Annotated in this window: 21 protein-coding genes; 4 read left to right on the forward strand and 17 right to left on the reverse strand. The window is 69.1% G+C overall.

Annotated features, from left to right (window positions below; genetic code table 11):
- Nucleotides 1–53 precede the first annotated feature (53 nt).
- Nucleotides 54–950, forward strand: coding sequence for a LysR family transcriptional regulator (locus tag AC0IZS_RS00350; protein WP_471633830.1), 897 nt, complete (start codon nt 54–56; stop codon nt 948–950).
- A 130-nt stretch (nt 951–1,080) separates the two neighbouring features.
- Here AC0IZS_RS00350 and AC0IZS_RS00355 read toward each other — a convergent pair whose 3' ends face one another.
- The gene (locus AC0IZS_RS00355; RefSeq protein WP_471633831.1) at nt 1,081–1,947 is read right to left on the reverse strand and encodes a class I SAM-dependent methyltransferase; all 867 of its coding nucleotides are present in this window, start codon (nt 1,945–1,947) and stop codon (nt 1,081–1,083) included.
- A gap of 243 nt (nt 1,948–2,190) precedes the next feature.
- Between AC0IZS_RS00355 and AC0IZS_RS00360 the strand changes: the two genes are divergently transcribed.
- Together AC0IZS_RS00360 and AC0IZS_RS00365 are read left to right on the forward strand one after the other, a co-directional pair.
- The gene (locus tag AC0IZS_RS00360; protein WP_007857697.1) at nt 2,191–2,505 is read left to right on the forward strand and encodes a winged helix-turn-helix transcriptional regulator; all 315 of its coding nucleotides are present in this window, start codon (nt 2,191–2,193) and stop codon (nt 2,503–2,505) included.
- A gap of 112 nt (nt 2,506–2,617) precedes the next feature.
- Nucleotides 2,618–2,977, forward strand: coding sequence for an FKBP-type peptidyl-prolyl cis-trans isomerase (locus AC0IZS_RS00365; RefSeq protein ID WP_471633832.1), 360 nt, complete (start codon nt 2,618–2,620; stop codon nt 2,975–2,977).
- Nucleotides 2,978–3,051: 74 nt separating this feature from the next.
- Here the strand turns inward: AC0IZS_RS00365 and AC0IZS_RS00370 are convergent, their stop codons facing one another.
- From AC0IZS_RS00370 to ppsA, 4 genes are all read right to left on the reverse strand, one after another.
- A complete protein-coding gene (locus AC0IZS_RS00370; protein WP_471633833.1) occupies nt 3,052–3,597 on the reverse strand; it encodes a hypothetical protein in 546 nt (181 codons plus the stop codon).
- Between the two features lie 200 nt (nt 3,598–3,797).
- Nucleotides 3,798–5,867 (reverse strand): VC_2705 family sodium/solute symporter, encoded by a 2,070-nt coding sequence (locus tag AC0IZS_RS00375; protein WP_471633834.1) that lies wholly within the window; start codon nt 5,865–5,867, stop codon nt 3,798–3,800.
- Nucleotides 5,868–5,934: 67 nt separating this feature from the next.
- Nucleotides 5,935–6,288, reverse strand: a complete 354-nt coding sequence (locus AC0IZS_RS00380) for a DUF4212 domain-containing protein (RefSeq protein ID WP_471633835.1) — start codon at nt 6,286–6,288, stop codon at nt 5,935–5,937.
- 50 nt (nt 6,289–6,338) lie between these two features.
- Entirely contained in the window at nt 6,339–8,732 is a 2,394-nt protein-coding gene (ppsA, locus tag AC0IZS_RS00385; protein ID WP_471633836.1) for a phosphoenolpyruvate synthase, read from the reverse strand.
- 320 nt (nt 8,733–9,052) lie between these two features.
- Between ppsA and ppsR the strand changes: the two genes are divergently transcribed.
- Nucleotides 9,053–9,874, forward strand: a complete 822-nt coding sequence (gene ppsR / locus AC0IZS_RS00390; protein ID WP_436217040.1) for a posphoenolpyruvate synthetase regulatory kinase/phosphorylase PpsR — start codon at nt 9,053–9,055, stop codon at nt 9,872–9,874.
- An 18-nt stretch (nt 9,875–9,892) separates the two neighbouring features.
- On the opposite strand, the gene AC0IZS_RS00395 is transcribed toward ppsR, so the two are convergent.
- From AC0IZS_RS00395 to AC0IZS_RS00450, 12 genes are all read right to left on the reverse strand, one after another.
- Nucleotides 9,893–10,456: a DUF4303 domain-containing protein gene (locus AC0IZS_RS00395; protein ID WP_471633837.1), complete on the reverse strand. Its 564-nt coding sequence runs from the start codon at nt 10,454–10,456 to the stop codon at nt 9,893–9,895.
- A 101-nt stretch (nt 10,457–10,557) separates the two neighbouring features.
- Nucleotides 10,558–10,947 (reverse strand): hypothetical protein, encoded by a 390-nt coding sequence (locus tag AC0IZS_RS00400; RefSeq protein ID WP_471633838.1) that lies wholly within the window; start codon nt 10,945–10,947, stop codon nt 10,558–10,560.
- A gap of 40 nt (nt 10,948–10,987) precedes the next feature.
- Nucleotides 10,988–14,107: an efflux RND transporter permease subunit gene (locus tag AC0IZS_RS00405; protein ID WP_471633839.1), complete on the reverse strand. Its 3,120-nt coding sequence runs from the start codon at nt 14,105–14,107 to the stop codon at nt 10,988–10,990.
- Nucleotides 14,108–14,118: 11 nt separating this feature from the next.
- Nucleotides 14,119–15,240 carry an efflux RND transporter periplasmic adaptor subunit gene (locus tag AC0IZS_RS00410; RefSeq protein WP_471633840.1) on the reverse strand — a complete coding sequence of 374 codons (1,122 nt, stop codon included), beginning with the start codon at nt 15,238–15,240 and terminating at the stop codon, nt 14,119–14,121.
- Nucleotides 15,237–15,785, reverse strand: a complete 549-nt coding sequence (locus tag AC0IZS_RS00415; protein ID WP_471633841.1) for a hypothetical protein — start codon at nt 15,783–15,785, stop codon at nt 15,237–15,239. The genes AC0IZS_RS00410 and AC0IZS_RS00415 overlap by 4 nt, the downstream gene beginning before the upstream one ends.
- A gap of 37 nt (nt 15,786–15,822) precedes the next feature.
- Entirely contained in the window at nt 15,823–17,037 is a 1,215-nt protein-coding gene (locus tag AC0IZS_RS00420) for a TolC family protein (RefSeq protein WP_471639447.1), read from the reverse strand.
- Nucleotides 17,038–17,223: 186 nt separating this feature from the next.
- A complete protein-coding gene (locus tag AC0IZS_RS00425) occupies nt 17,224–17,601 on the reverse strand; it encodes a hypothetical protein (RefSeq protein WP_471633842.1) in 378 nt (125 codons plus the stop codon).
- A gap of 112 nt (nt 17,602–17,713) precedes the next feature.
- A complete protein-coding gene (locus tag AC0IZS_RS00430; protein ID WP_471633843.1) occupies nt 17,714–18,526 on the reverse strand; it encodes a heme ABC transporter ATP-binding protein in 813 nt (270 codons plus the stop codon).
- A complete protein-coding gene (locus AC0IZS_RS00435; RefSeq protein WP_471633844.1) occupies nt 18,523–19,605 on the reverse strand; it encodes a FecCD family ABC transporter permease in 1,083 nt (360 codons plus the stop codon). Before AC0IZS_RS00435 ends, AC0IZS_RS00430 begins: the two co-directional genes overlap by 4 nt.
- Entirely contained in the window at nt 19,602–20,477 is an 876-nt protein-coding gene (locus AC0IZS_RS00440; protein WP_471633845.1) for a heme/hemin ABC transporter substrate-binding protein, read from the reverse strand. The genes AC0IZS_RS00435 and AC0IZS_RS00440 overlap by 4 nt, the downstream gene beginning before the upstream one ends.
- Nucleotides 20,467–21,594, reverse strand: a complete 1,128-nt coding sequence (locus AC0IZS_RS00445; protein WP_471633846.1) for a hemin-degrading factor — start codon at nt 21,592–21,594, stop codon at nt 20,467–20,469. Before AC0IZS_RS00445 ends, AC0IZS_RS00440 begins: the two co-directional genes overlap by 11 nt.
- Complete coding sequence (locus AC0IZS_RS00450) at nt 21,591–21,938, reverse strand: hypothetical protein (protein ID WP_471633847.1); 348 nt, start codon at nt 21,936–21,938, stop codon at nt 21,591–21,593. The genes AC0IZS_RS00445 and AC0IZS_RS00450 overlap by 4 nt, the downstream gene beginning before the upstream one ends.
- Nucleotides 21,939–21,987: the final 49 nt, after the last annotated feature.

A 21,987-nucleotide genomic window follows, 5' to 3' on the forward strand; every position in this document is an offset into this window, starting at 1 on the left:
TCAATTTTGGAACTCCTAAAATTCCGAACCGGAATATCTGGAGAAGCACCACCATGCGCCCGCTCGACCTGCAAACGCTCAAACTCTTCGTCGCCGTCTGCGAGCACCGCAACATTGCGCGCGCGGCCGAGCAGGAGTCCATCGTCGGCTCGGCTGTGAGCAAGCGACTGGCGCAACTGGAAGACACCGTGGGCACACCGCTGCTGGTGCGCAAGCGCCATGGCATGGTGCCCACGCCGGCGGGCGACACCCTGCTGGAGCACGCGCGCGCCATGCTCGCCAGCGTGGGCCAGATCGAGCGCGACATGGCCGCCTTTGCCACCGGCATCCGGGGCCATGTGCGGGTGCTGGCGACGGCCTCGGTGATGGCCGAATCGCTGGCCGAGGACGTGGCGGCCTTTTTGCAGGATCCGGCCCACCGCGACATCCAGATAAGCATGGAGGAACGCGTAAGCCCCGACGTGGTGCGCGGCATCCGCGAGGGCAGCGCCTCCATCGGCATCTGCTGGGATGCGGCCGACCTCACGGGCCTGGCCACCTGCAGCTACCGCCACGACCACCTGGCCATCGTGGCCCATGCCAGCCACCCGGTGGCGCAGCACGAGAGCGTGCGCTTCGCCGACGTGCTGGACCACGAGTTCGTGAGCATGCCCGCCCTGAGCGCCGTGCAACTGCTGCTGACCCGGGCCGCCGCCGTGGAGGGCAAAGCCCTGGCGCACCGCGTGCAGGTCTCCAACTTCGACGCCGCCCTGCGTGTGGTGCGCGCCAACCTGGCCATCAGCGTGGTGCCGCGCGAGGTGGCCGCATCCTTTGCCCAGACCGCACCGGTGCGCATCATCGGCCTGTCGGACCCCTGGGCCGACCGTCGCTTTGCCATCTGCTGGCGCAGCCCACAGGCACTGACCCCGGCGGCCCGGTTGCTGGTGGACCACCTGGCGGCGCGCGGCTGAGCCGCGCAGCCTTGCAAGCGCCGCTCATACCGATTTGCATTCAATCGTATAACTAGGCGGGAGGCCGCAGACAGTGCTGTAGCACGGCAAGGCGAACCAACGAAGTTAGACGGTTGAAGGCAAATCCGTATCAGGCCGCTACCGGCCGGCGCGCCACCAACGAGTACATCAGCGGCATGCGCGCCATGCCCGGCGGCATGCCCCAGCGCCGCCCGCCCAGGTCCTGCATGCCCTCGAAGGCGCGCCAGCCGTTCATGTACGGGTACTCCTGCAGCGCCTCGACCTGCAGGCCGGCGCCCAGCAGCGCCGTCACCACGCGGCCAAGGCCCCAGGCGAACTCGTGGCTGGGGTGGGGGTTGGCAAACACCTCGGGCGCTGCTGCTTCCTGCCCTTCGCGCGCCTTCTGCGTCTCGCCCACGTAGTCGCCCACGCCGGCCTCATGCACCGGTGCCTCGTTGAAGTAGTCGTACCGGGCCTGCCACTGCGGGTCAAAAACCAGGGCGGCGGGATGGAATTCCACGAAGACGAAGCGCCCGCCCGGGCGCAGCGCCGCCCTGATGCCGCGCGCCCAGCGCGCCAGATCCGACAGCCAGCAGATGGTGCCGTAGGAGCTGAACACGGTATCGAACAGCCCACCCTGCCCTGCCGACGCGGCCAGCCCGTCGAAGTAGTCGTACACATCCGAGCGCACGAACTCCGCTGCAATGCCGCTGGCATCGGACAGCGCCCGCGCGAAGGCAATCGCCTCGTCGGAGATGTCTACGCCCGTCACCCGCGCGCCCAGTTGGGCGATGCCCAGGCTGTCCTGCCCGGCGTTGCACTGCAGGTGCAGCACGGACTGGCCGTGCAGGTCGCCCAGCAGCGCCGTTTCTTCGGAAAACAACGGCGAGCCGCCGTTCCGGAAAAAGGCGGCCTGGTCGCCCTTGTGCTGGTTGTGGGCCCGGGTGGCGGCGTTCCAGGACAGCCGGTTGGCCTCGTGCAGGTGTTTGTGTTCCATGGATTCCTTGCAAGGCAACGCGCCTCGATGGCCGGCATGCTACCTGCTCCACCCCGCCGTGGCAGCACCGCAACACTTCGCAAAAAAGACCCCTTGTTAATGGGGCTGGCGTATATCAGTGCTGCGTTCAGAGCTATTAAACTTGTAGCAAAATCGTTTCCAAGCTATATTGACAGCGTCTTGCGGGCAGTGTCCGGCGGGCCGCCACTGTTTTCCATACACACCGCGCGAGGAGAAGCTTGCATGAGCTCCAAGGAAAATTTCGCCATCAACCAGCTGTTCGAGCGGCTGGAATGCCGCTATGCGCTGCGTGTGCTGTGGGCCCTGCGTGACGGACACCCCCAGACCTTCCGCCTGCTGCAGGACAGCGTGGGCGGCATCACCCCCAATACGCTCAACACCCGCATCAAGGAACTGCGCGAGGCCGGCCTGGTGGACCACGGCAGCGACGGCTACACCGTCACGCCCTCGGGCACCGACCTGCTCAAGCGCCTGAGCGACGTGCAGGCCTTTGCCACGCGCTGGGTGGCCAGCCGCGTGAAGAAGCCAGCCGCGTAAAATCAGGCTGTTCGCCAGGGCCAGCGCCCTCCACCAACACCCTTCAACCGGCGTTTTTCCGTTGCAATACAACGGCATACCGCTACCAACTCCATAGCAAACAAGGATTTTCATGGCGTTCACCACCACCGCATCCGGCCTGCAGTACGAAGACACCACCGCAGGCGAAGGCGCAGAAGCCACCAAGGGCCAGAACGTATCGGTGCATTACACCGGCTGGCTCTACAACAACGGCGAACAAGGCGCCAAGTTCGATTCCAGCCGTGACCGCAACGACCCCTTCGAGTTCTCGCTGGGTGCCGGCATGGTCATCAAGGGCTGGGACGAAGGCGTGCAGGGCATGAAGATTGGCGGCCAGCGCACGCTGATCATCCCCGCAGCCCTGGGCTACGGCGCGCGCGGCGCCGGCGGCGTGATCCCGCCGAACGCCACGCTCAAGTTCGACGTGGAACTGCTCAAGGTCGGCCGCTGAGCCCTGCGCCTCCTGGCGACCGGAGAGACCAAGCGGCCTGCGGGCCGCTTTTTCATGGCCGGTTGTGACTGCTCTCAGTCAAAAAGCGCTTTGTCGAAGCGCGCAAACTTCGCGTCCCCCACCGCCTCGCGGATCTTGGGCGCCAGCGCGGCCAGGTCGGAGAAGCTGCCAGCCCCCTCCACCGCCAGGTTCAGGCGAAAGCCGCGCAGGCCAAGGCCGGCCGTGAGCTCCGTGGCAATCGGATAGGCATCCGTGTAGCGCTGCTGGTCCGAGCGGCCGCTGCCCTTCACGGCCTCCATGGCCACGGTGGCTTCGTACGAGGTGCTTGAGGCAGACGACACGGCATTGGCAGCTGCCACCGCCTGTCCCGTTCCCTTGGCGGCCGCTGCCGCAGCCACGGCAGCGCCTGCGCCGCTGCCGGACTGCGGCTCCAGCAGGCCCTGGGCAATCATGGCCTGCACGTCGTCCTGCGTGATGCCCATGGCCGCCGTGGCCGCCAGCACCTCGCCCGTGGAGCGCTTGCCATCGAACAGGATGAAGGCGGAGCGCTGCCGCGAGGTCAAACCACCGTGGCGGTCCTTGAGCGCCTCCTGCCCCGCCTGTGTTTTGACAAGAACCATGTATCTCCCCCGAATTCTTTGAAATAACCCATCCATCGCGGGCTGCGCGCAGCCCCTTCACCGCCCCCTGTTGGAGCCGGGTTACAGGGTGTCACGTTTGCAGCCTGTTGAGAAGTCGGGTTTTTCCATGCCCCTTCGGCTGCGCCGGTTTTATGTTCCGGCCCGGGGAGCGAAGCACGCAGCGGCCAGGCGTGGGCCGGCTACATCTCCACGCGCACGCGCGGCAGCTCGGGCGCGGGCCGCGTGATGCGGCTGACCACCAGCGCCACCAGCAAGCCCGTCGGCACCCCGAACACCCCGGCCGAGATGGGCTGGATGCCGAACCACAGCCCGTCGGCCAGCATCCAGCCCGGCAGCAGCGCCTTCACGGCCACCACGTGCGAGAGCATGTAGTACACCGCCACGCCCAGGCCCGAGAGCATGCCCGCTACCGCCCCCTGGCGCGTGGTGCCGCGCCAGAAGATACCGAGCACCATCACCGGCACGAAGGCCGATGCCGCCAGCGAGAACGAGGCCGACACCATGGGCAAAATTTCGGCCGGCTTGAGCGCTGCCACGAAGGCCGCCGACAGCGCCACCGCCAGCAGCGCAAACTTGGTGAGGATCACCCGCTGCTCGGGCGAGGCCTCGCGGTCCGATCCCTGGAAGTACAGGTCGCGCACCAGGGCATTGCTGATGGTCAGCAGCAGACCATCGGCCGTGGACAGCGCTGCCGCCAGCCCGCCCGCCGCCACCAGGCCCGAGACCACGTAAGGCAGGCCGCCGAGCTCGGGCGTGGCCAGCATGATCAGGTCGGCCCCCAGGCGGATCTCGCCGAACTGCACGATGCCGTCGCCATTGACGTCCTCGATGGACAGCAGCGAGCCATCCACCCGCGCCCACTGTGCCATCCAGTTGGGCAGCGCCTCGAAGCTGCTGCCCACCAGGTTGTGCATGACCTCGAACTTCACCAGCACCGCGAGCGCGGGCGCACTCAGGTACAGGAGGGCAATGAAGAACAGCGACCAGCCCACCGAGGCCCGCGCGCCCGATACCGTGGGCGAGGTGTAGTAGCGCGTGAGCAGGTGCGGCAGCCCGGCCGTGCCCACCATCAGGCAGAACATCAGCGCCATGAAGTTGCGCCGGCTCAGGTCGAACTCGCGCTGCTCCTCGGGCGTGCCGTCGGGGTCGCCGGCAAAGGCCTGGCTGTGCTGCGGCAGGCCGCCCAGGGGGCGGGCGCGCTCATTGTTCTCGTGCATCTCGCGCGTCCAGCGCTCGCGCGCGGCGGCGGGGTCGCGCGGCAGCGCTGCCAGGTCGCGGCTGGCCAGCACGATCAGGCCGACATCGGCGTTCTGCGCGCGCAAGGTGCGGATGCGCTCGCGGCCCTTCTCGCGCTCGTGCTCCAACGCCGCTTCCACGTCCCTCAGGCGCTCCTCGAACTCCTGCGCGCGCTGGCGATAGACCTGCACCACCTGCTGCTCGGCGGGCGAGTCGAGCAACTGCGCCTCCAGGTCGGCGATCTTGGTGATCTGCGCGCCGTACACCAGTGGCGCGAGCGGGCTGCCCAGTTGCTTGTAGGCCAGCCAGGACACGGGGATCAGGAAGGCCAGCAGCAGCACCACGTACTGCGCCACCTGCGTCCAGGTGATGGCACGCATGCCCCCCAGGAAGGAGCACAGCAGCACCCCGCCCAGGCCGAGCATGATGCCGATCTCGAACTGCACGCCCGTCAGGCGCGAGGCGATCAGCCCCACGCCGTAGATCTGCGCCACGACGTAGGTGAACGAGCACAGCACCGCGGCCAATGCGGCAATCAAGCGCGGCCAGCGTCCGCCAAAGCGCACGTGGAAGAAATCCGGCACGGTGTACAGGCCCATGGCCCGCAGGTGCGGTGCGATCAGCATGGCCACCAGGCAAAAGCCCCCCGTCCAGCCCAGCAGGTAGGCCAGCCCGCCGGGCTGGCCGGGCGTGCCCGCGAAGCCCTGCAGGTACAGCGCGCCCGAGAGGCTGATGAACGAAGCCGCGCTCATCCAGTCGGCAGCGGCGGCCATGCCGTTGTACATGGGCGGAATGCGCCGCCCGGCCACGTAGTACTCCTCGGGGTCCGAGGTACGGCCATAGACGCCGATGCCGGCGTACACCATGACGGTGAGGAACAGAAAGATGGGCCCGATCCAGTGCCGCGACAGCCCCTGGTGCTCGGCCCAGGTCATGAGGGCCAGGAAACCGAGCACCCCGGCGATGTACAGCGCCAGGATGCGGTGCAGGCGCCAGGAATAGGCTTTCTCCATCGCACTCGGCGCGGCCCCGGATACCTTGCCGGGAGGCGCTCCTGCTGGGCCCTGCTTGCGCATGGCGTCAGGCCGCGTCCGCAGGGAGCTTGCCGTCCGCTGGCGGGGCGGTTGCCAGCGCCAGACGGCGCCTTTCGTCCTGCCGCTCGAAGCGGTTCATGGCCCAGGCATACACCACCACGATGGCAATGAACACCAGCACCGCACCCTGCGCCTCGATCCAGTAGCCCAGCGGCCAGCCGCCCGGGATGAGGAATTGCAGGTCGCGCGCGAAATAGGTGGCCACGAAGGACACCAGCACCCAGATGACCAGCAACCCGGCCTTGAGCCACAGGTGGCGCACGTCGTGCAGGTCGGGCGGAAAAGGGCCTGCGAGCTCGGGCTCGGCAGGCTGGACGGGGGCACGGGGCAGCACGGACATCGGATCAGCCAGGGCGTTGCATGGATTCCCGTGCCCGTGCCCGCAAGGCGTCAGCCCGCGGCCAGTTGCTGCCAGGTGGCCATCACGCTGTCGGGGTTCAACGAGATGGAGGAGATGCCTTCGGCAGCCAGCCACTGCGCGAAGTCAGGGTGGTCGCTGGGGCCCTGGCCGCAGATGCCGATGTACTTGCCCTGGGCCAGGCAGGCCTTGATGGCCTGGTGGATCAGTGCCAGCACGGCCGGGTCGCGCTCATCGAAGTCGTGCGCCAGCAGTTCCAGGCCCGAGTCGCGGTCCAGGCCCAGGGTGAGCTGGGTCAGGTCGTTGGAGCCGATGGAGAAGCCGTCGAAGAACTCCAGGAAGCGCTCGGCCAGGATGGCGTTGCTTGGCACCTCGCACATCATGATGACCTTGAGGTCGTCCTTGCCACGCTGCAGGCCGTGCTGGGCCAGCAGCTGCGTCACGCGCTCGGCCTGGCCCAGGGTGCGCACGAAGGGCACCATCACCTGCACATTGGTCAGGCCCATCTCGTTGCGCACGCGCTTCAAGGCTTCACACTCCATGGCAAAGGCCTCGCCGAAGTCGGCGCTCAGGTAGCGCGCCGCACCGCGAAAGCCCAGCATCGGATTTTCTTCCTCGGGCTCGTAGCGGCTGCCGCCGATGAGCTTGCGGTACTCATTGCTCTTGAAGTCCGACAGGCGCACGATCACCGGCTTGGGGTAGAAGGCCGCAGCGATGGTGGCCACGCCCTCGGCGACCTTGTCCACGTAGAAGGCGCGCGGGCTGGCATGGCCACGGGCCACCGACTCCACGGCCTTCTTCAAATCGGCATCGATCTGCGGGTAGTCCAGGATGGCCTTGGGGTGTACGCCGATGTTGTTGTTGATGATGAACTCAAGCCGCGCCAGGCCCACGCCTTCGTTGGGCAACTGGCAGAAGTCGAAGGCCAGCTGGGGGTTGCCCACGTTCATCATGATCTTGGTTTGGATGCTCGGCATCTCACCGCGCTGCACCTCGGTGACCTCGGTTTCCAGCAGGCCGTCGTAGATGTGGCCGGTGTCGCCCTCGGCGCAGCTCACCGTGACCAGGGTGCCGTCTTTCAGCAACTCGGTGGCGTCACCGCAGCCCACCACGGCCGGAATGCCCAGCTCGCGCGCGATGATGGCCGCGTGGCAGGTGCGGCCGCCGCGGTTGGTGACGATGGCGCTGGCGCGCTTCATCACCGGCTCCCAGTTGGGGTCGGTCATGTCGGTGACCAGCACGTCGCCGGGCTGCACCTTGTCCATCTCGGCAATGTTGTGCACCAGGCGCACCGGGCCGGTGCCGATCTTCTGGCCGATGGCGCGGCCCTCGGCCAGCACGGTGCCCTGGCCCTTGAGCTTGTAGCGCATCTCGGCCTGGCCCTTGGACTGGCTCTTCACGGTCTCGGGGCGGGCCTGCAGGATGTAGAGCAGGCCGTCGGTGCCGTCCTTGCCCCATTCGATGTCCATCGGGCGGCCATAGTGCTGCTCGATCACCAGCGCGTAGTGCGCCAGTTGCTGCACGTCGGCATCGGTCAGCGAGTAGCGATTGCGCTGCTCGGTGGGCACATCGGTGGTCTTCACCAGCTTGCCCGACGCGGCCTTTTCCTCGGCCGTGGAGAACACCATCTGCACCAGCTTGCTGCCCAGATTGCGGCGGATCACGGCCTTCTTGCCGGCCTTGAGGGTGGGCTTGTGTACGTAGAACTCGTCGGGGTTCACGGCGCCCTGCACCACGGTCTCGCCCAGGCCGTAGCTGCTGGTGATGAAGACGACCTGATCGAAGCCCGACTCGGTGTCGATGGTGAACATCACGCCCGCAGCGCCCAGGTCCGAGCGCACCATGCGCTGCACGCCGGCCGACAGGGCCACCACGTCGTGGGCAAAGCCCTTGTGTACGCGGTAGGAGATGGCGCGGTCGTTGTACAGGGAGGCGAACACCTCTTTCATCTTGTGCAGCACGTCGTCGATGCCCACCACGTTCAGGAAGGTCTCCTGCTGGCCGGCGAACGATGCGTCGGGCAAGTCTTCGGCCGTAGCGGACGAGCGCACGGCAAAGCTGGCCTGCGGATTGCCGGCGGATAGGGTGGCGAATGCTTCGCCGATGGCTTTTTGCAGATCGGCCGGGAAGGGCTGGGCCTCGACCATCGCGCGAATTTCGCCGCCGACCCGGGCCAGGGCGCGCACGTCCTCGGTGTCCAGGCTGGCCAGCTTGGCGCTGATCTTGTCGGCCAGGCCATCGTGGGCCAGGAATTCGCGGAAGGCGTGTGCCGTGGTGGCAAAGCCGGTGGGCACGCGCACACCCTCGGGCAGCTGGGAGATCATTTCGCCGAGGGAGGCGTTTTTACCGCCCACCGACTCGACATCGGTCATTCTCAGGTTTTCAAACGGTACGACCAGGGCGGTCGGGCTGAAAAGTGCAGACATGGGAAAGCTCCAGAAGTTGAAACCGGGTCGTCTGCGCGCCCGCCCCCACAAGGAGGCACCGTGGGGCGAGCTGCCATGCACTGGCGGTGGCTTTGTCGTTGTGGTTGTAGGCCGACGAAGTGCATGGTTGAGAAATTTGGATAATTGACACAATTGTAGGCCGGCCGGGCCAGCCACGGGCAGGAACCTGTTTACGATGCCTGTAGTCCCGGGTATTACAAAGGCCAAGGCCCCCACATTCCCCTTCCCGCCCACCAAAAGGCGCCTGCACGGCCGTCACCGGCCGGTGAGCAGGCCCCAGCACCGAAAGGCCCTGCCCCATGCACACGCGCACCGTATTCTTCGTCTCGGACGGCACCGGCATCACGGCAGAGACCTTCGGCAATGCCATCCTGGCCCAGTTCGAGATGAAACCGCGCCATGTGCGCCTGCCCTTCATCGACAGCGTGGACAAGGCACACCAGACGGTGCGCCAGATCAACCACACGGCCGAGATCGAGGGCAAGAAACCCATCGTCTTCACCACCCTGGTCAACATGGAGGTGCTGCGCGTCATCCAGGAAGGCTGCAAGGGCATGCTGCTCGACATGTTCGGCACTTTCGTGCATCCGCTGGAGGAAGAACTGGGCATCAAGTCCCACCACCGCGTGGGCCGCTTCAGTGACGTGAGCCGCAGCAAGGAGTACACCGACCGCATCGAGGCCATCAATTTCAGCCTGGCGCACGACGACGGCCAGAGCAACCGCGACCTGGCCGGCGCCGACGTGATCCTGGTGGGCGTGAGCCGCAGCGGCAAGACCCCCACCAGCCTGTACCTGGCCATGCAGTACGGCATGAAGGCGGCCAACTACCCGCTGATCCCCGAGGATTTCGACCGCCGCCAGTTGCCGCCTGCGCTGGAGCCGCACCGCAAGAAGATCTTCGGCCTGACCATCCAGCCCGAGCGCCTGTCCGAAATCCGCAACGAGCGCCGCCCCAACTCCAAGTACGCCGACCTGGTCAACTGCCGCCACGAGGTGGCCGAGGCCGAGGCCATGATGCGCCGCGCCGGCATCCGCTGGCTGTCCACCACCACCAAGTCCATCGAAGAGATCGCCACCACCATCCTGCAGGAAATCCGGCCCGAACGGCTGGTGTACTGACAGGGGCGGCGCCAGCCGTCAACCCCAGGAATCGGTCCAGGCCTTGAAACCGGCGGCCAGGTCGGGCGGATTCAGGCGGGCCACCCACTGGTTCAACACCTCGGCAGGCTCGTCGCCGTCGGAGACCGAGACCTGCAGCAGCAGGGATTCGCGGGCGAAGGCCGGGTCTTCGCGGCGCAGGCGCTCCAGCACCTGGACCATGGTTTCGAGCAGTTGCGCGCGGAAGGCGGTGAAGGCGGCATCGCCCCCCTCGTCCGGCAATGCCAGCACATGTTCACGCACCAGCGTACACAGGTCATTGAAGGCGCCATTGGCGCCCTCGCCCTCCAGGGGCCATTCCGAGGCGCTGTAGCGGTAGTAGCCGGCATCGTCCGGGTGGCGCGCTGTGAGTTCACGCACCTGCGATTCGGTCAACAGGGCCGGGCAGACGGTCATGGCCCCGTCGTCGGTGTACAGGGTGAAGGCACACACGGGGTCCTGCGGGCCGCAGCGCGCAGTGATATCGGCCAGGGCGGCGCGGCTGGCCTGGGCGATGCCCTCGGCCAGCGCGGCGAAATCGAAGTCGGTGGTAGAAGCAGGCATGGGCACATGGTAGGCCCACCCTGGGTCGCAGGCAGCCCGTGCCGGCGCCACCGGGCGCCATTTTCGTGACGCATTGCGCGCCGACTGGCGTTGGTGCCGGCTTACTTCAATGCAAAACGCACGTTCGCGGGTTTCTTGCCCGGCAGGGTCACCAGCGCCACCACCTTGGTGCCGGCCGCCACCTTGAACGTGCCCTTGGCTTCAAGCCTGCCCTCGCCGGCTGGCACCAGCACGGCCTCGGACTTTTCCGTGCCGTTGAGCAGCGTGAGCTTGGCGCCCACACCCTGCGAGCTGGCCGGCTTGCCGTGGTCGCGCAAGTGCAGGGTGATCACGTCGGGCCGTGCCACCAGTTCATAGTCCATGTCGTGCGTGCCGGCCACGATGCCGCCGTGCTGCGGCTTGTGGTCGTCGCCATGGGTGTGGTCGCCGGCGGCGAAGGCCGCTCCAGAGAGGGCCAGGGCCAGGGAGGCCAGGAGGTACTTGGTTTTCATGGGTGTCCTTTCAAACGGTTGACGGAAACAGGGAAAAAGCTCAGAACGCCTCGGCGTTCTTGTCATCGAGCAGGCGTTCGGCGTCACGGCGGCCGAACAGCCAGAACAGGGCCGGGGTGAGGAAGGTGTCGAGCAAGGTCGAGCTGATCAGGCCCGAGAAGATCACCACCGCCACCGGGTGCAATATCTCGGTGCCGGGGCGCTCGGCTTCCAGCAGCAGCGGCGCAAGCGCGAAGGCGGTGACCAGGGCCGTCATGAGCACGGGGGAGAGGCGTTCGAGCGAGCCGCGCACGATCATCGCGGTGTCGAAGTTCTCGCCCTCCACGCGCATCAGGTTCAGGTAGTGGCTCACCTTCAGGATGCCGTTGCGCACCGAGATGCCGGCCAGCGTGATGAAGCCGATCAGCGCCGCCACCGACAGCGGTTGCCCCGAGATCCACAGCCCCAGCACGGCCCCCACCAGCGCCAGCGGGATGTTGGCCATGATCAGCGCCGACAGCGTGGCCGAGCGGTAGCGCGTGTACAGCACCACGAACATCAGCACCAGCGAGACGATGGCCAGCATGCCCACCAGGCGGCTGGCCTCCTCCTGGGCCTGGAACTGGCCGCCCAGGGTGATGAAGTAGCCATCGGGCAGGCGCGTCTCGCCCACCACCTTGCGGATGTCGGCCACCACGTCGGACAGCGCCCGGCCCTGCGCGTTGGCCGACAGCACGATGCGGCGCTTGCCGTCGTCGCGGCTGATCTGGTTGGGGCCGTCGCCGTCCTCGATGCTCGCCAGGCGCGACAGCGGCACCCGCCCGCGCGGGGTCTCGATCATGATCTGCGCCAGGCCTTCGAGTGAGCGCGCGCTCTCGGGCAGGCGTACCACCAGCGCAAAGCGCCGGCTGCCCTCCACGATCTGCGTGACTTTCTCGCCCTCCACCAGGCCCTGCAAGGTGGCCAGCACCTGCGCGGCCGGCACGCCGTACTGGGCGGCCGCGGCATGGTCCACGCGCACGGTGATCTGCGGCGCCAGCACCTGCTTTTCCACCTCCAGGTCGGCCAGGCCGTCGATGCTGGCCAGGCGCGCGCGCAACGCATCGGCCTGGCCGCGCAGGGTGTCGAGGTCTTCGCCAAAGAGCTTGATCGCGATCTGCGAGCGCACGCCCGAGAGCATGTGGTCGATGCGGTGCGAGATCGGCTGGCCGATGGCAATCGCCGCCGGCATCTGCGCCAGCCGGCTGCGGATGTCGGCCTGCACCTCGGCCATGCTGCGTTTCATCTCGGCCGCAGGCAGCAGGCCCACGTCGAGTTCGCTCACGTGTACGCCCTCGGCATGTTCGTCCAGCTCGGCCCGGCCGCTGCGCCGGCCCACGTGAGTGACCTCGGGCACCTGGCGCACCAGCACTTCGGCCTGGCTGGCCAGCGCGGCCGATTCGGCCAGCGTCACGCCCGGGTTCAGGCGCATGCCGATGAGCAGCGTGCCCTCGTTGAAAGGCGGCAAAAAGGTGGTCGGAAAGAACGGCACCGCCGCCACCGAAAGCACCACCGCCACGGCGCTCACGGCCATGGCGATGCGCGGGTGTGCGAGCACGCCGGTGAGCCCGCTGCGGTAGCGCGCCTTGAGCCAGGCCACCACGCGCGTGTCGCCATGGTCCAGGTTCTTCATGCGCGGCAAGAGGTAGAAGGCCAGCACCGGCGTCACCGTGACCGACACCAGCAGCGAGGCCACGGTGGAGACGATGAAGGCGATGCCCAGGGGCACGAACAGCCGCCCCTCAATGCCCGGCAGCGCGAACAGCGGCAGGAACACCAGCACGATGATGGCCGTGGCGTAGAGGATGCCCGAGCGCACTTCCATCGACGCGAGCTTGACCACCTCGATGGGGTGCAGCCGGTGGTTGGGGTGCTTGGCGCGGTCCATCTTCAGGCGGCGCAGCACGTTCTCCACATCCACCACCGCATCGTCCACCAGGCCGCCGATGGCAATGGCCAGGCCGCCCAGCGTCATGGTGTTGATCGACAGGCCGAAGTACTTGAACACCAGCGCCGTGATGAAGATCGACACCGGAATGGCCGTGAGCGCGATCACCGTGGGCCTGAGCGTGCCGAGGAACACGAACAGGATCACCGCCACGAACACCGAGGCGCCCATGAGCTTGCCCTGCAAGGTGGTGACCGAGGCCTCGATGAAGCTCGCCTGGCGGAAGGTGACGCGCGGCGCCTCCATGCCCGCGGGCAGCGACTTCTTCAGGTCCCCAAGTGCTGCCTCGATGCTGCGCGTGAGCGCAATCGTGTCGGCCGTGGGCTGCTTCTGGATACCGAGGATCACGGCGGGCTTGCCTTCGAAGCCCGCGTCGCCGCGCTTGAGGGCCGCGGCGAAGGTCACCTCGGCCACCTGGCGCAGCAGCACCGGCTGGCCGTTCTTCGCGGTGAGCGCCAGGTTCTGCAGGTCTTCCAGGCGCGAGGTGCGACCCAGGTGGCGGATCAGGTACTCGCGCCCGTTGAGCTCCAGAAAGCCCCCCGAGGTATTGGCCGAGAAGCCCTTGAGCGCCCCTGTGAGCTGGTCGTGTGTGATGCCCAGCTCGGCCATGCGCGCCGTTTGCGGCTGCACCTGGAACTGGCGCACCTCGCCGCCGATGGGGATCACCTGCGCCACGCCGGCAATCGCCAGCAGGCGCGGGCGCAGCACCCAGTCGGCGTACTCGCGCACGGCCATGGGCGTGGTGCGCTGCACGTCGATGGGGATCGCCACCTGCATGATCTCGCCCATGATGGAGCTGATGGGACCCATGCGCGGCGTCACGCCCACGGGCAGCCCCTCCTCCATGGACGACAGGCGCTCGGACACCATCTGGCGCGCACGGAAGATGTCCGTGCTCCAGTCGAAGGTGACGTAGATGAAGGACAGGCCCGCGCTGGAGGTGGAGCGCACGCTCTCCACGCCGGGCAGCCCGTTCATCGTGGTTTCCAGCGGGAAGGTGATGAGCTGCTCCACCTCCTCGGCGGCCATGCCGCCGGCCTCGGTCATCAGCGTGACCGTGGGCTTGTTGAGGTCGGGGAACACGTCCACCGGCGTGCGCGAGAGCGTGAACGCGCCATAGGCCATGAGCACGCCGGCCGCGATGAGCACCAGCAGCCGGTTGGCCAGGCTGTTTTCGAGTAGCCACTTGAACATGGGGGTGGCTCCTAGCGGACCTGGTTGATCAGCGTGGCGCCCTGCGTGGCCACGCGGTCACCGGCCTTGAGGCCCGAGGTCACGGCCACCGAGGTGCCGTCCAGCGGCACGTAGGTGACCACGCGGGGCACGAAGCGCTCGGGCGACTCCTTGACCCAGACGATGGTCTGGTTCGCGGGGTTGCGCAGCAGCGAGGCCACGGGCACCTGCACGCCGGCGGCCTGCTCGGTGGACTGCACGAACACTCGCACGGGCTGGCCCAGGGCCAAAGTGCCGAGCACCGCCGAGTCGCCCGCAAACTGCAGCGGCAGCGCCTGGTCGCGCAGGCTGCGCGCCGCGCCCAGAAAACGCAGCGGCACGCGCTGCCCGCCCACGGCAAGCGCGGCACCGGCCACGCTGTGGGCCTGCGCCGTGTCGTAGGCCAGGGCTTCGACGCGCAAGCGCGAAGGGTCCACCACCTCGAACAGCAGTTCGCGCGCATCCACCACCTGCCCTGCCACGGCGTTGGCCGAGGCGATCACGCCCGACACGGGTGCCACCAGCGCATCGCGCGTGGACAGGCCCGCCCCCACGGCGCCCAGGCGCTGGGTGAAGCTTTGCAGCTCGCTCTCGGCCGCCTCGATGTCCTTGCGCGGCACGGTGTCTGCCAAGTCCTTCAAACGCGCCACGCGGCGTGCGGCCAGGTCGCGCGCGGCGCGCAGCTCGGCCTGCTGGGCCACCTGGTTGGAGCGCTCGATGGCGCCCGCCGTGGGCACCACATAGGCCAGCACCTCGCCCTTGCGCACTGCCTGGCCCACACCGGGCAGGCCCTTGGGCCCGGCCTCCAGCCGGCCAGCCAGCGCGGCCTGCACCTTGCCGCCGGCATTCGGGTCCATCACCACAGTGCCGGCCAGCTCGAAAGCCTTGGCATGCTGCCCTTCAGCAGCCACCAGGGTGCGCACGCCCAGCTGGCGCTGCGCGGGCTTGGGTAAAAAAACGCTGCCATCGGGCTGGCGCTTGGGGCCATTGCCATCGGCGGCCGCAGGTGCGTCGCCATGGTCATGGCCTTCGCCGGCCACTGCGCTCAGGGGGGCACACAGGCCGGTGGCCACCAGCAAGGCCGCCAGGGTGCGGGTTGGAAGTGATTGCTTCATGCTGCACCTCCCACGCGGGCAGCGCGGCTGCGCCGCAGACCCCATACGGCGGCCAGGGCCAGCAGCACGGCAGCCACGGCACCCGCCACCAGCGCATAGCGCCGGCCCGCGAGCTCGGCATGCGCATGGGCTGCGGCATGCACATCGATCTCGCCGGCCAGCAGGTCGGTCTCAGTGCCGGCCACCACGGTGGCCGTGACGGGGCTCACGCCCTCGGCCAGCGGTGCGGCCAGCGCGGCCTGGAACTCGCCCTCGGCGACGCGGGTGACGGGCACGCGCGTGCCGGCGATGTCCAGCTCCAACTGCGCCTCCTTCACGGGGCTGTTGTCGCCTGCATGGTCGAGGTAGAGCGCCAGTTTTTGCCCATCGAGCACGCCCACGAGCTCGAACAGGTCGGAGGTGGCGGCAAAGCGCGGCAGGCCTGGGCCGGCCGCAGCGGCGGGAGCCTCGCCATGGTCATGGCCGGCATCGGCATGGACTGCTGGCGGCAGCAGGCTCAGCACAAGGGCCAGGCCCAGTGTGGAAAGAAGAGAAAGGAGTTGCATGGTGGTCACAAGAATGGGGTCGGGGTGGATGGGGCGGTCACTGCGGCAGCAGGCCCAGGGCCTGGCGCAGGGTGGAGACGGCGGCCGCAGCATCGATGCGGGCACGCGCCCACTGGCGCTCGGCCTGCACGGCTTCGAGCTCCACGCGCAGGCGCGTGGGCCAGTCGGCTTCGCCCAGGCGGAAGGCCTTGTCGATGAAGCCGCGCGTGTCACGCGCCAGTACCGCATGGCGGTCCATGGCCTCGCGCTGGGCCTGGGTGGCCTTCACGCGCGCCATGGCGGCGGCCACGTCGGCGGCCAGCCGGTCCTGCTCCACGCGGGCGCGCACTTCGGCGTCGAGTGCGTCGGCGCGTGCGGCGGCCTCCTTGGCGCGCGCACGGTCGCCGCCGCCCAGGGGAACGCGCAGGCCGACGGTGAAGCTTTGCAGGTAGCGTTCGCCCGCCTGCTCACGCCCGCGCGTGGCGGCCACGGTCAGTTCGGGGTTGGCACGGGTCTGCACGGCAGCCAGGTCGGCGGCGCGGCGCGCGACCTCGGCCTGGTCCTGCCAGTTGGCCACGGCCGGGTGGTCGTCCGGCAGCGCGGTGCCGGGCATCGCTTCCGCCTCGGGCTCCGCGCCCACCACGGCGCTGCCGCCCCATGCGGCCAGGGCGGCTTGCGCCACATCGCGCGCACCCGCGGCCTCGGCCACGGTGGCCTCGGCCTGGGCCACGGCACCGTCGGCCTGGGCCTGGTCGGCGCGCGACATGTCACCCGCCTTGAAGCGCCGGGCCACGTCGGCGGCCAGGCGCTGCGCGTTCTGCAGCCGGTCCTGCGCCAGGCCCAGTTCCGCCTGCGCACGCTGCAGGGTCCACCAGGCTTCGCGCACGGTGGCGGCCAGTTGCAGTTGCGCGGCGAGGCGGCGGGTTTCCACGGCCTTGATCTCGGCGTCGCCCAGCGCCGCCTTGCGCGCACGCTCGCCGGGCAGCCACAGGGGCATGGCCACGCCCACCTCGACCTCGCGGTTGCCCTGGTTACTGCCGGGGCGGTCGGTCTTGGTGGACAGCTCCAGTGCGGCGGGCTCGGCCGTAAAGGACGATGCGCCGCTGCGCGCGGCCTGCGCCGATTCGCGCCGCAGTGCGGCCGACTGTGCCTCGGGCTGGCGCTCCCAGGCCCTGTCGAACAAGGCCTTGAGCGTGAGCGGCGGCGGTGCCGGCGGCGACTGGGCCAGCGCCGCACTGCCGGCCAGCGCCCACGCCAGGACCACGGCGGCCATGCGCAGCCGTGGGGTGTGGTTGATGGTTCTTCTCGTTCGTTGCATCCGATTCCTCTGCAGTGGCCGAGGGCCACAGGGTTGAAATCGGCAAGGCACGATGCCCGGCACGCAAGCGCGCACCGCTGCGGCCCGCCAGGGCCGCGAGGAATCGTCAGGAAGGGGCTACCCGGTGCCCCGCCTCGCCGCTCAGGCGAGGTCGGACCAATTGGGGCGTTCGGGGCGGGAGAGGGGTGGGTGGACCCAGGCTGGCGCCGCCTGGGACGCAGGGCGGCCCACCGACACCACGATGGCCTGGGCGCCGGCGCTCAGCGCCATGCCGCTGCCCGCGCCGTGGCAGGCGTGGCAATCCATGTCGGCCGTGCCAGAGGTGGCAAGGCCCCTATGGTCGGGCGTTTCACTGGTCTGGGATGGCGCGGCTTGCTCATCGGCCTGGTGCTCGTGCACATGGTGGCCAAAATGCGAGGCCTGCGGCGCTGCCTCGTGCCCGCAATACGGCGATGCCGCCGCCCAGATGGACTGGAGCGGCATGAACAGCAGCAGGAAGGCGAGGAGCAGGCGGCGCATGGTGTGCGCGCATTCTAGTGACAAGATCGTGCAGCGCAGCATGCCCAAGCGCGCATGTCCCCATGGGGCCAAGGGCATGGCCATGGCAGATGACCGAATCGTCATCTGCGCATCATCCGGCCGCCACAAGAAACTGCGGCGTGCCGTCGCTGGCGCGCACCTCGGAGCATTCCACTCCCCATACGCGCGCAATGGCCGCGGCGTCCAGCGTCTCGCCCGTGGGCCCTACGTCACAGCGCCCCGCACCCATCAGCACCGTGTCGTGTGCATAGCGCAGCGCCAGGTTCAGGTCGTGCAGCACGGCCACCACGCCGATGCCCTGCTCCACCGCCCAGCGGCGCACCAGGGCCATGGCCTGGTGCTGGTGGGCGAGGTCGAGCGCGGCCGTGGGCTCGTCGAGCAGCAGCCAGCGTGTGGCGCCATCGGGCCTTGGTTCCCAGATCTGGGCCAGCGCACGGGCAAGGTGGGCGCGTGCGCGCTCGCCGCCCGAGAGGGTGTTGACGCCCCGCGTCGCCAGGTGGGCCACGCCGGTGGCTTCCATGGCATCGTGGGCAATGCGCGCCTCCTGCCGACTGGGCGACTGGCGGTGGGGAAAGCGCCCCATCTCCACCACCTCCTGCACCGTGAAGTCGAAGGCCACGGCCGTCTCCTGTGGCAGCACGGCGCGCAGGCGCGCCAGTTCCAGCGCGGCAATGGCCGAGAGCGCCCTGCCCCCCAGGCTCACCGAACCCGAGCGCGGCGCGCGCTGGCCCGAGAGCATGGACAGCAGCGTGGACTTGCCCGCCCCATTGGGCCCGAGGATGGCGGTAAAGCGGCCAGGCGCCAGGCGTGCATGCACGGTGGCCAGCAGGGGCCTGCCGGGCAGGCCCACCCCCAGTTGATCGCACACCAGCGGATCGCCGGGATGGAGCAGGTTCGCGGTCATACCTTGCTCCTGAACTGGCGCAGCATGGCCAGGAACAAGGGCACGCCGATGAAGGCCGTGAGCACGCCGAGCGGCAGCTCGGCCGGCTTGACGATGGTGCGCGCCACCACGTCGGCCGCCAGCACCAGCGTGGCGCCCAGCAGCGCCGAGCAGGGCAGCACCACGCGGTGGTCCGGCCCGGCCACGAGGCGCACCCAGTGCGGCGCCACCAGGCCGATGAAGCCGATGATGCCGGTGGCCGCCGTCACGGCCCCCACGGCCAGCGCCGTCACCAGCACGGCCAGGCGCTTGGTGCGCTCCACCGGCACGCCCAAGAGCGCGGCCTGTGCCTCGCCCAGGGCAATCGCATTGAGCGGGCGCGCCAGCGCCAGGCCCAGGCCGCAGGCCACCGCGACCACGCTGCCCACCAGGGCCACGGCGCTCCAGCGCGCCCCGCCCAGGCTGCCCAGCAGCCACATCTGGATGTTGCGCAACTGCTCGTCGGTGGAGATGAAATTGAGGTAGCCGATCCCCGCCAGCGCCAGCGCATTGACCGCCACGCCGGCCAGCAGCATCAGCCCCATGCGCGTGCCGCCATCGGCCTGCGCCAGGCCGTAGATGAGCGCGGTGACCAGCAGGCCGCCGCCAAAGGCCATGAGCACCAGGGTCCAGCTGCCCAGGGTGCGCGGCAGATCGGGCAGAAAGTGCATGCCCAGCACGATGGCGAGCGCCGCCGCCAGCGCGGCACCGCTGCTCACGCCGATGAGGCCGGGGTCGGCCAGCGGGTTGCGGAACAGCCCCTGCATCAGCGCGCCAGCCAGGCCCAGGCCCGCGCCGGCGGCCACGCCCATCAGCAGGCGCGGCAGGCGGATGTTGACGAACACCAGGTACTCGGGCGCATGCTCGGGTGCCGGCACGGCACCCACGGCCTGCAGCAGCACCTGCCAGAGCTGGGCGGTCGTGATCGCATAGGCGCCCTGCGTGCTGCCCCAGACAAAGGCCAGCAGCACCAGGGCCAGGCCCAACGCCAGCGCGGTGCGCGGGGACAGGCGCCCCGGGGTGCACCGCACCAGGGGCTGCACGGCTGCCAACCCGCTCACGCGGTGATCGCCTGCATGCGCGCCTGGATCTCCCGCACGGTACCAGGCAAGCGCGGCCCGAAGCCGAGCAGTTGGCTGGCCTCCATCGTCACCAGGGCCTTGCGGCGGAAGGCGGGGGTAAGCGCCAACTCGGGCCGCTGCCAGAAGGCCGCCTCGCCGCCCAGCGCCTCGATGCCCTGGGTGCTGTTGAGCAGCACCTCGGGCGCGGCGCTGGCCATGGCTTCGGCCGTGAGCGGCCGGTAGCCAGCGAACTGGGTGATGGCGTTGGTGCCGCCGGCAAAGCGGATCAGCGCATCGGCTGCGGTACCGGTGCCGGCCACCATGGGGCTGCCACTGTGCGAGAGGATGAAGATCGCGCGCGGGCGGCGCGCTGCCGCGGCCACGCTCTTTTGCACCGCCGCCCATTGGGCGTCGAGGTCGGCCTGCAGGGCGGCGGCCTCGCGCTCGCGGCCCGCCACGCGGCCCACGGCAGCCACCTTGCGCTGCACCTCGTCCCAGGTGTGGTCGGCCTTGACCAACTCCACGCGCACACCGGCGCTGCGCACCTGGTCCAGCACCACGGGCGGCCCTGCCTCGGTGGTGCCCACCACGGCATCGGGCCTGAGGGACAGCAGCCCCTCGGCCGAGAGCTGGCGCATGTAGCCGACCTTGGCGGTCTTGAGCGCGGCCTCGGGGAACAGGCTCGTCGTGTCCGTGCCCACGAGCTGGCTCTGCGCGCCCAGCAGGTAGACCACTTCGGTCAGCGCGCCGCCCAGCGAGACGATGCGCGCAGCCCCTGCGGCATGGACCTGGCCCAAGGCAAGAGACAAGGGCAACGCCGCAGCACCGCGCAGCAGGTGGCGGCGTTCGATCAACCCGGTATCACGCGGCATGGGCCAGCTCCTGCAGTCGCGGCAAGCCGGCTGCCAGATCGCGCCAACCCTGCAGCTCGGGCTTGCCGGGCTTGCGCGCGCCAAAGAACATGGCCATCAGCTCGCCTGCAGGGTCGAAGGCCTCGACCGAGGTCACCACGCCGTCGGCCGTGGGCTTTTGCACCAGCCACACGCTGGCCACCATGTCGGTGCGCAGGTGCAGGTTGAAGCCGGGGTCGAGCACATTGATCCACTGCGCGCCACCGGGCGTGTCGAGCGGCTTGATGTTGGCCACAGGGCCGGTGTGGATCTGGATGCAGCCACCGCTGCTGACGAAGACCATGATGGGCAGGCCGCCGCCCGCCGCACCCTGCAGCAGAGCGGTGACGGATTCACGCGCCAGGCGCCAGGCGAACTGCCCTTCCACCAGGCGAAAGCTCTGCTGGCGCTCCACGCCGAACCTCTTGGTCAGGCCGAAGAACTCGTGCGTGTCCTGCATCGCGGCCCAGGCCTCGCGCAGGCCGGGGGCGTCGATCTCGGCATCGGGCCGCGCCACCTCGGCCAGCGGTGCGGCGCCGAACACATAGCCTGCGCTCGGCTGGGCAAAGCGTTGCACCACGGCATCGAGCGCGGCCAGGTCGGTGGCGTCGCGCACGAAGACCTTGTGTACCGCACGCCCGTGGGCGTTGAAGAACTGCAGGCTGCGCTGGGGCGCGCGCGCCGGGTCGGCGGCGGCCTCGGTCACCGCGAAGCCGGCATGCCACTGCGCGAAGAACAGGCGCAGGTCGATGTCCTCGCCCAGGGCCAGGCCCACCGGCCCCGTGGCCGAGAGGTTGGTGTAGACGCCGGTCTTCTCGTGCACCACGCCTTCATTGCGTGTCAGCGCCATCAGCGGGCCGCAGGCTTCCAGCGACAGCAGCAGCTGCAGCCACCCGCCCTGCAGCGGCACGGCCTTGAGCGGGAATTCGTGCTCGCCCGCGTGGGCGGCGATGGCCGCGCCCTCGGACAGGCCCAGGGCCTCGGCGGCATCCTTGGCACGCTTGCCCGTGGCGCGCACGGCCGCGAACTGCGCGCGGATGGCAGGTGCGGTCTGCAGGCGCAGGCCGCTCAGGTCGGCGTTGTTCAGTCCATCACTCATTGCACGGTCTCCGGTGCGGTCAGCCACAGCGCGCGGCGCTGCTCTGCGGCCGACAGGGCAGCGCTCGCGGCGTCCGCGCCCTGGCCAGAACTCTGCTGTGCCCAGCGGCCCTGCAGGCTCCAGACCACGGTGCGAAAGTGCGGCGTGAAGCCCTCGGCATCGGCCAGCATCTGCAGGTTGGCGGTGATCTTGCGGCCCATCGCATCGCGGTGGCTGTCGCAGCAGGCCTGCACGTAGCCCGTCATCAGGGCCAGCGTGCCGGCCAGCAGCGCCTCGGCGCAGGGCAGGCTGTATTCCTCGTCGCAATGGGCGCCCGAGGCGGTGGTATCGGTTGCTTGGCTCATGGTCTGTCTCCCTGGAAGGAAAGCCGTGATGGATGGGTTCGAAAGATCG

The sequence above is a fragment of the Acidovorax sp. AC410 genome, from assembly GCF_979253235.1.

What these genes read in the sequence shown, in the direction of transcription:
- AC0IZS_RS00350 (WP_471633830.1), top strand. Translation starts at nt 54, where the DNA reads ATGCGCCCGCTCGACCTGCAAACGCTCAAACTCTTCGTCGCCGTCTGC.
- AC0IZS_RS00355 (WP_471633831.1), bottom strand. Translation starts at nt 1,947, where the DNA reads ATGGAACACAAACACCTGCACGAGGCCAACCGGCTGTCCTGGAACGCC.
- AC0IZS_RS00360 (WP_007857697.1), top strand. Translation starts at nt 2,191, where the DNA reads ATGAGCTCCAAGGAAAATTTCGCCATCAACCAGCTGTTCGAGCGGCTG.
- AC0IZS_RS00365 (WP_471633832.1), top strand. Translation starts at nt 2,618, where the DNA reads ATGGCGTTCACCACCACCGCATCCGGCCTGCAGTACGAAGACACCACC.
- AC0IZS_RS00370 (WP_471633833.1), bottom strand. Translation starts at nt 3,597, where the DNA reads ATGGTTCTTGTCAAAACACAGGCGGGGCAGGAGGCGCTCAAGGACCGC.
- AC0IZS_RS00375 (WP_471633834.1), bottom strand. Translation starts at nt 5,867, where the DNA reads ATGGAGAAAGCCTATTCCTGGCGCCTGCACCGCATCCTGGCGCTGTAC.
- AC0IZS_RS00380 (WP_471633835.1), bottom strand. Translation starts at nt 6,288, where the DNA reads ATGTCCGTGCTGCCCCGTGCCCCCGTCCAGCCTGCCGAGCCCGAGCTC.
- ppsA (WP_471633836.1), bottom strand. Translation starts at nt 8,732, where the DNA reads ATGTCTGCACTTTTCAGCCCGACCGCCCTGGTCGTACCGTTTGAAAAC.
- ppsR (WP_436217040.1), top strand. Translation starts at nt 9,053, where the DNA reads ATGCACACGCGCACCGTATTCTTCGTCTCGGACGGCACCGGCATCACG.
- AC0IZS_RS00395 (WP_471633837.1), bottom strand. Translation starts at nt 10,456, where the DNA reads ATGCCTGCTTCTACCACCGACTTCGATTTCGCCGCGCTGGCCGAGGGC.
- AC0IZS_RS00400 (WP_471633838.1), bottom strand. Translation starts at nt 10,947, where the DNA reads ATGAAAACCAAGTACCTCCTGGCCTCCCTGGCCCTGGCCCTCTCTGGA.
- AC0IZS_RS00405 (WP_471633839.1), bottom strand. Translation starts at nt 14,107, where the DNA reads ATGTTCAAGTGGCTACTCGAAAACAGCCTGGCCAACCGGCTGCTGGTG.
- AC0IZS_RS00410 (WP_471633840.1), bottom strand. Translation starts at nt 15,240, where the DNA reads ATGAAGCAATCACTTCCAACCCGCACCCTGGCGGCCTTGCTGGTGGCC.
- AC0IZS_RS00415 (WP_471633841.1), bottom strand. Translation starts at nt 15,785, where the DNA reads ATGCAACTCCTTTCTCTTCTTTCCACACTGGGCCTGGCCCTTGTGCTG.
- AC0IZS_RS00420 (WP_471639447.1), bottom strand. Translation starts at nt 17,037, where the DNA reads ATGGCCGCCGTGGTCCTGGCGTGGGCGCTGGCCGGCAGTGCGGCGCTG.
- AC0IZS_RS00425 (WP_471633842.1), bottom strand. Translation starts at nt 17,601, where the DNA reads ATGCGCCGCCTGCTCCTCGCCTTCCTGCTGCTGTTCATGCCGCTCCAG.
- AC0IZS_RS00430 (WP_471633843.1), bottom strand. Translation starts at nt 18,526, where the DNA reads ATGACCGCGAACCTGCTCCATCCCGGCGATCCGCTGGTGTGCGATCAA.
- AC0IZS_RS00440 (WP_471633845.1), bottom strand. Translation starts at nt 20,477, where the DNA reads ATGCCGCGTGATACCGGGTTGATCGAACGCCGCCACCTGCTGCGCGGT.
- AC0IZS_RS00445 (WP_471633846.1), bottom strand. Translation starts at nt 21,594, where the DNA reads ATGAGTGATGGACTGAACAACGCCGACCTGAGCGGCCTGCGCCTGCAG.
- AC0IZS_RS00450 (WP_471633847.1), bottom strand. Translation starts at nt 21,938, where the DNA reads ATGAGCCAAGCAACCGATACCACCGCCTCGGGCGCCCATTGCGACGAG.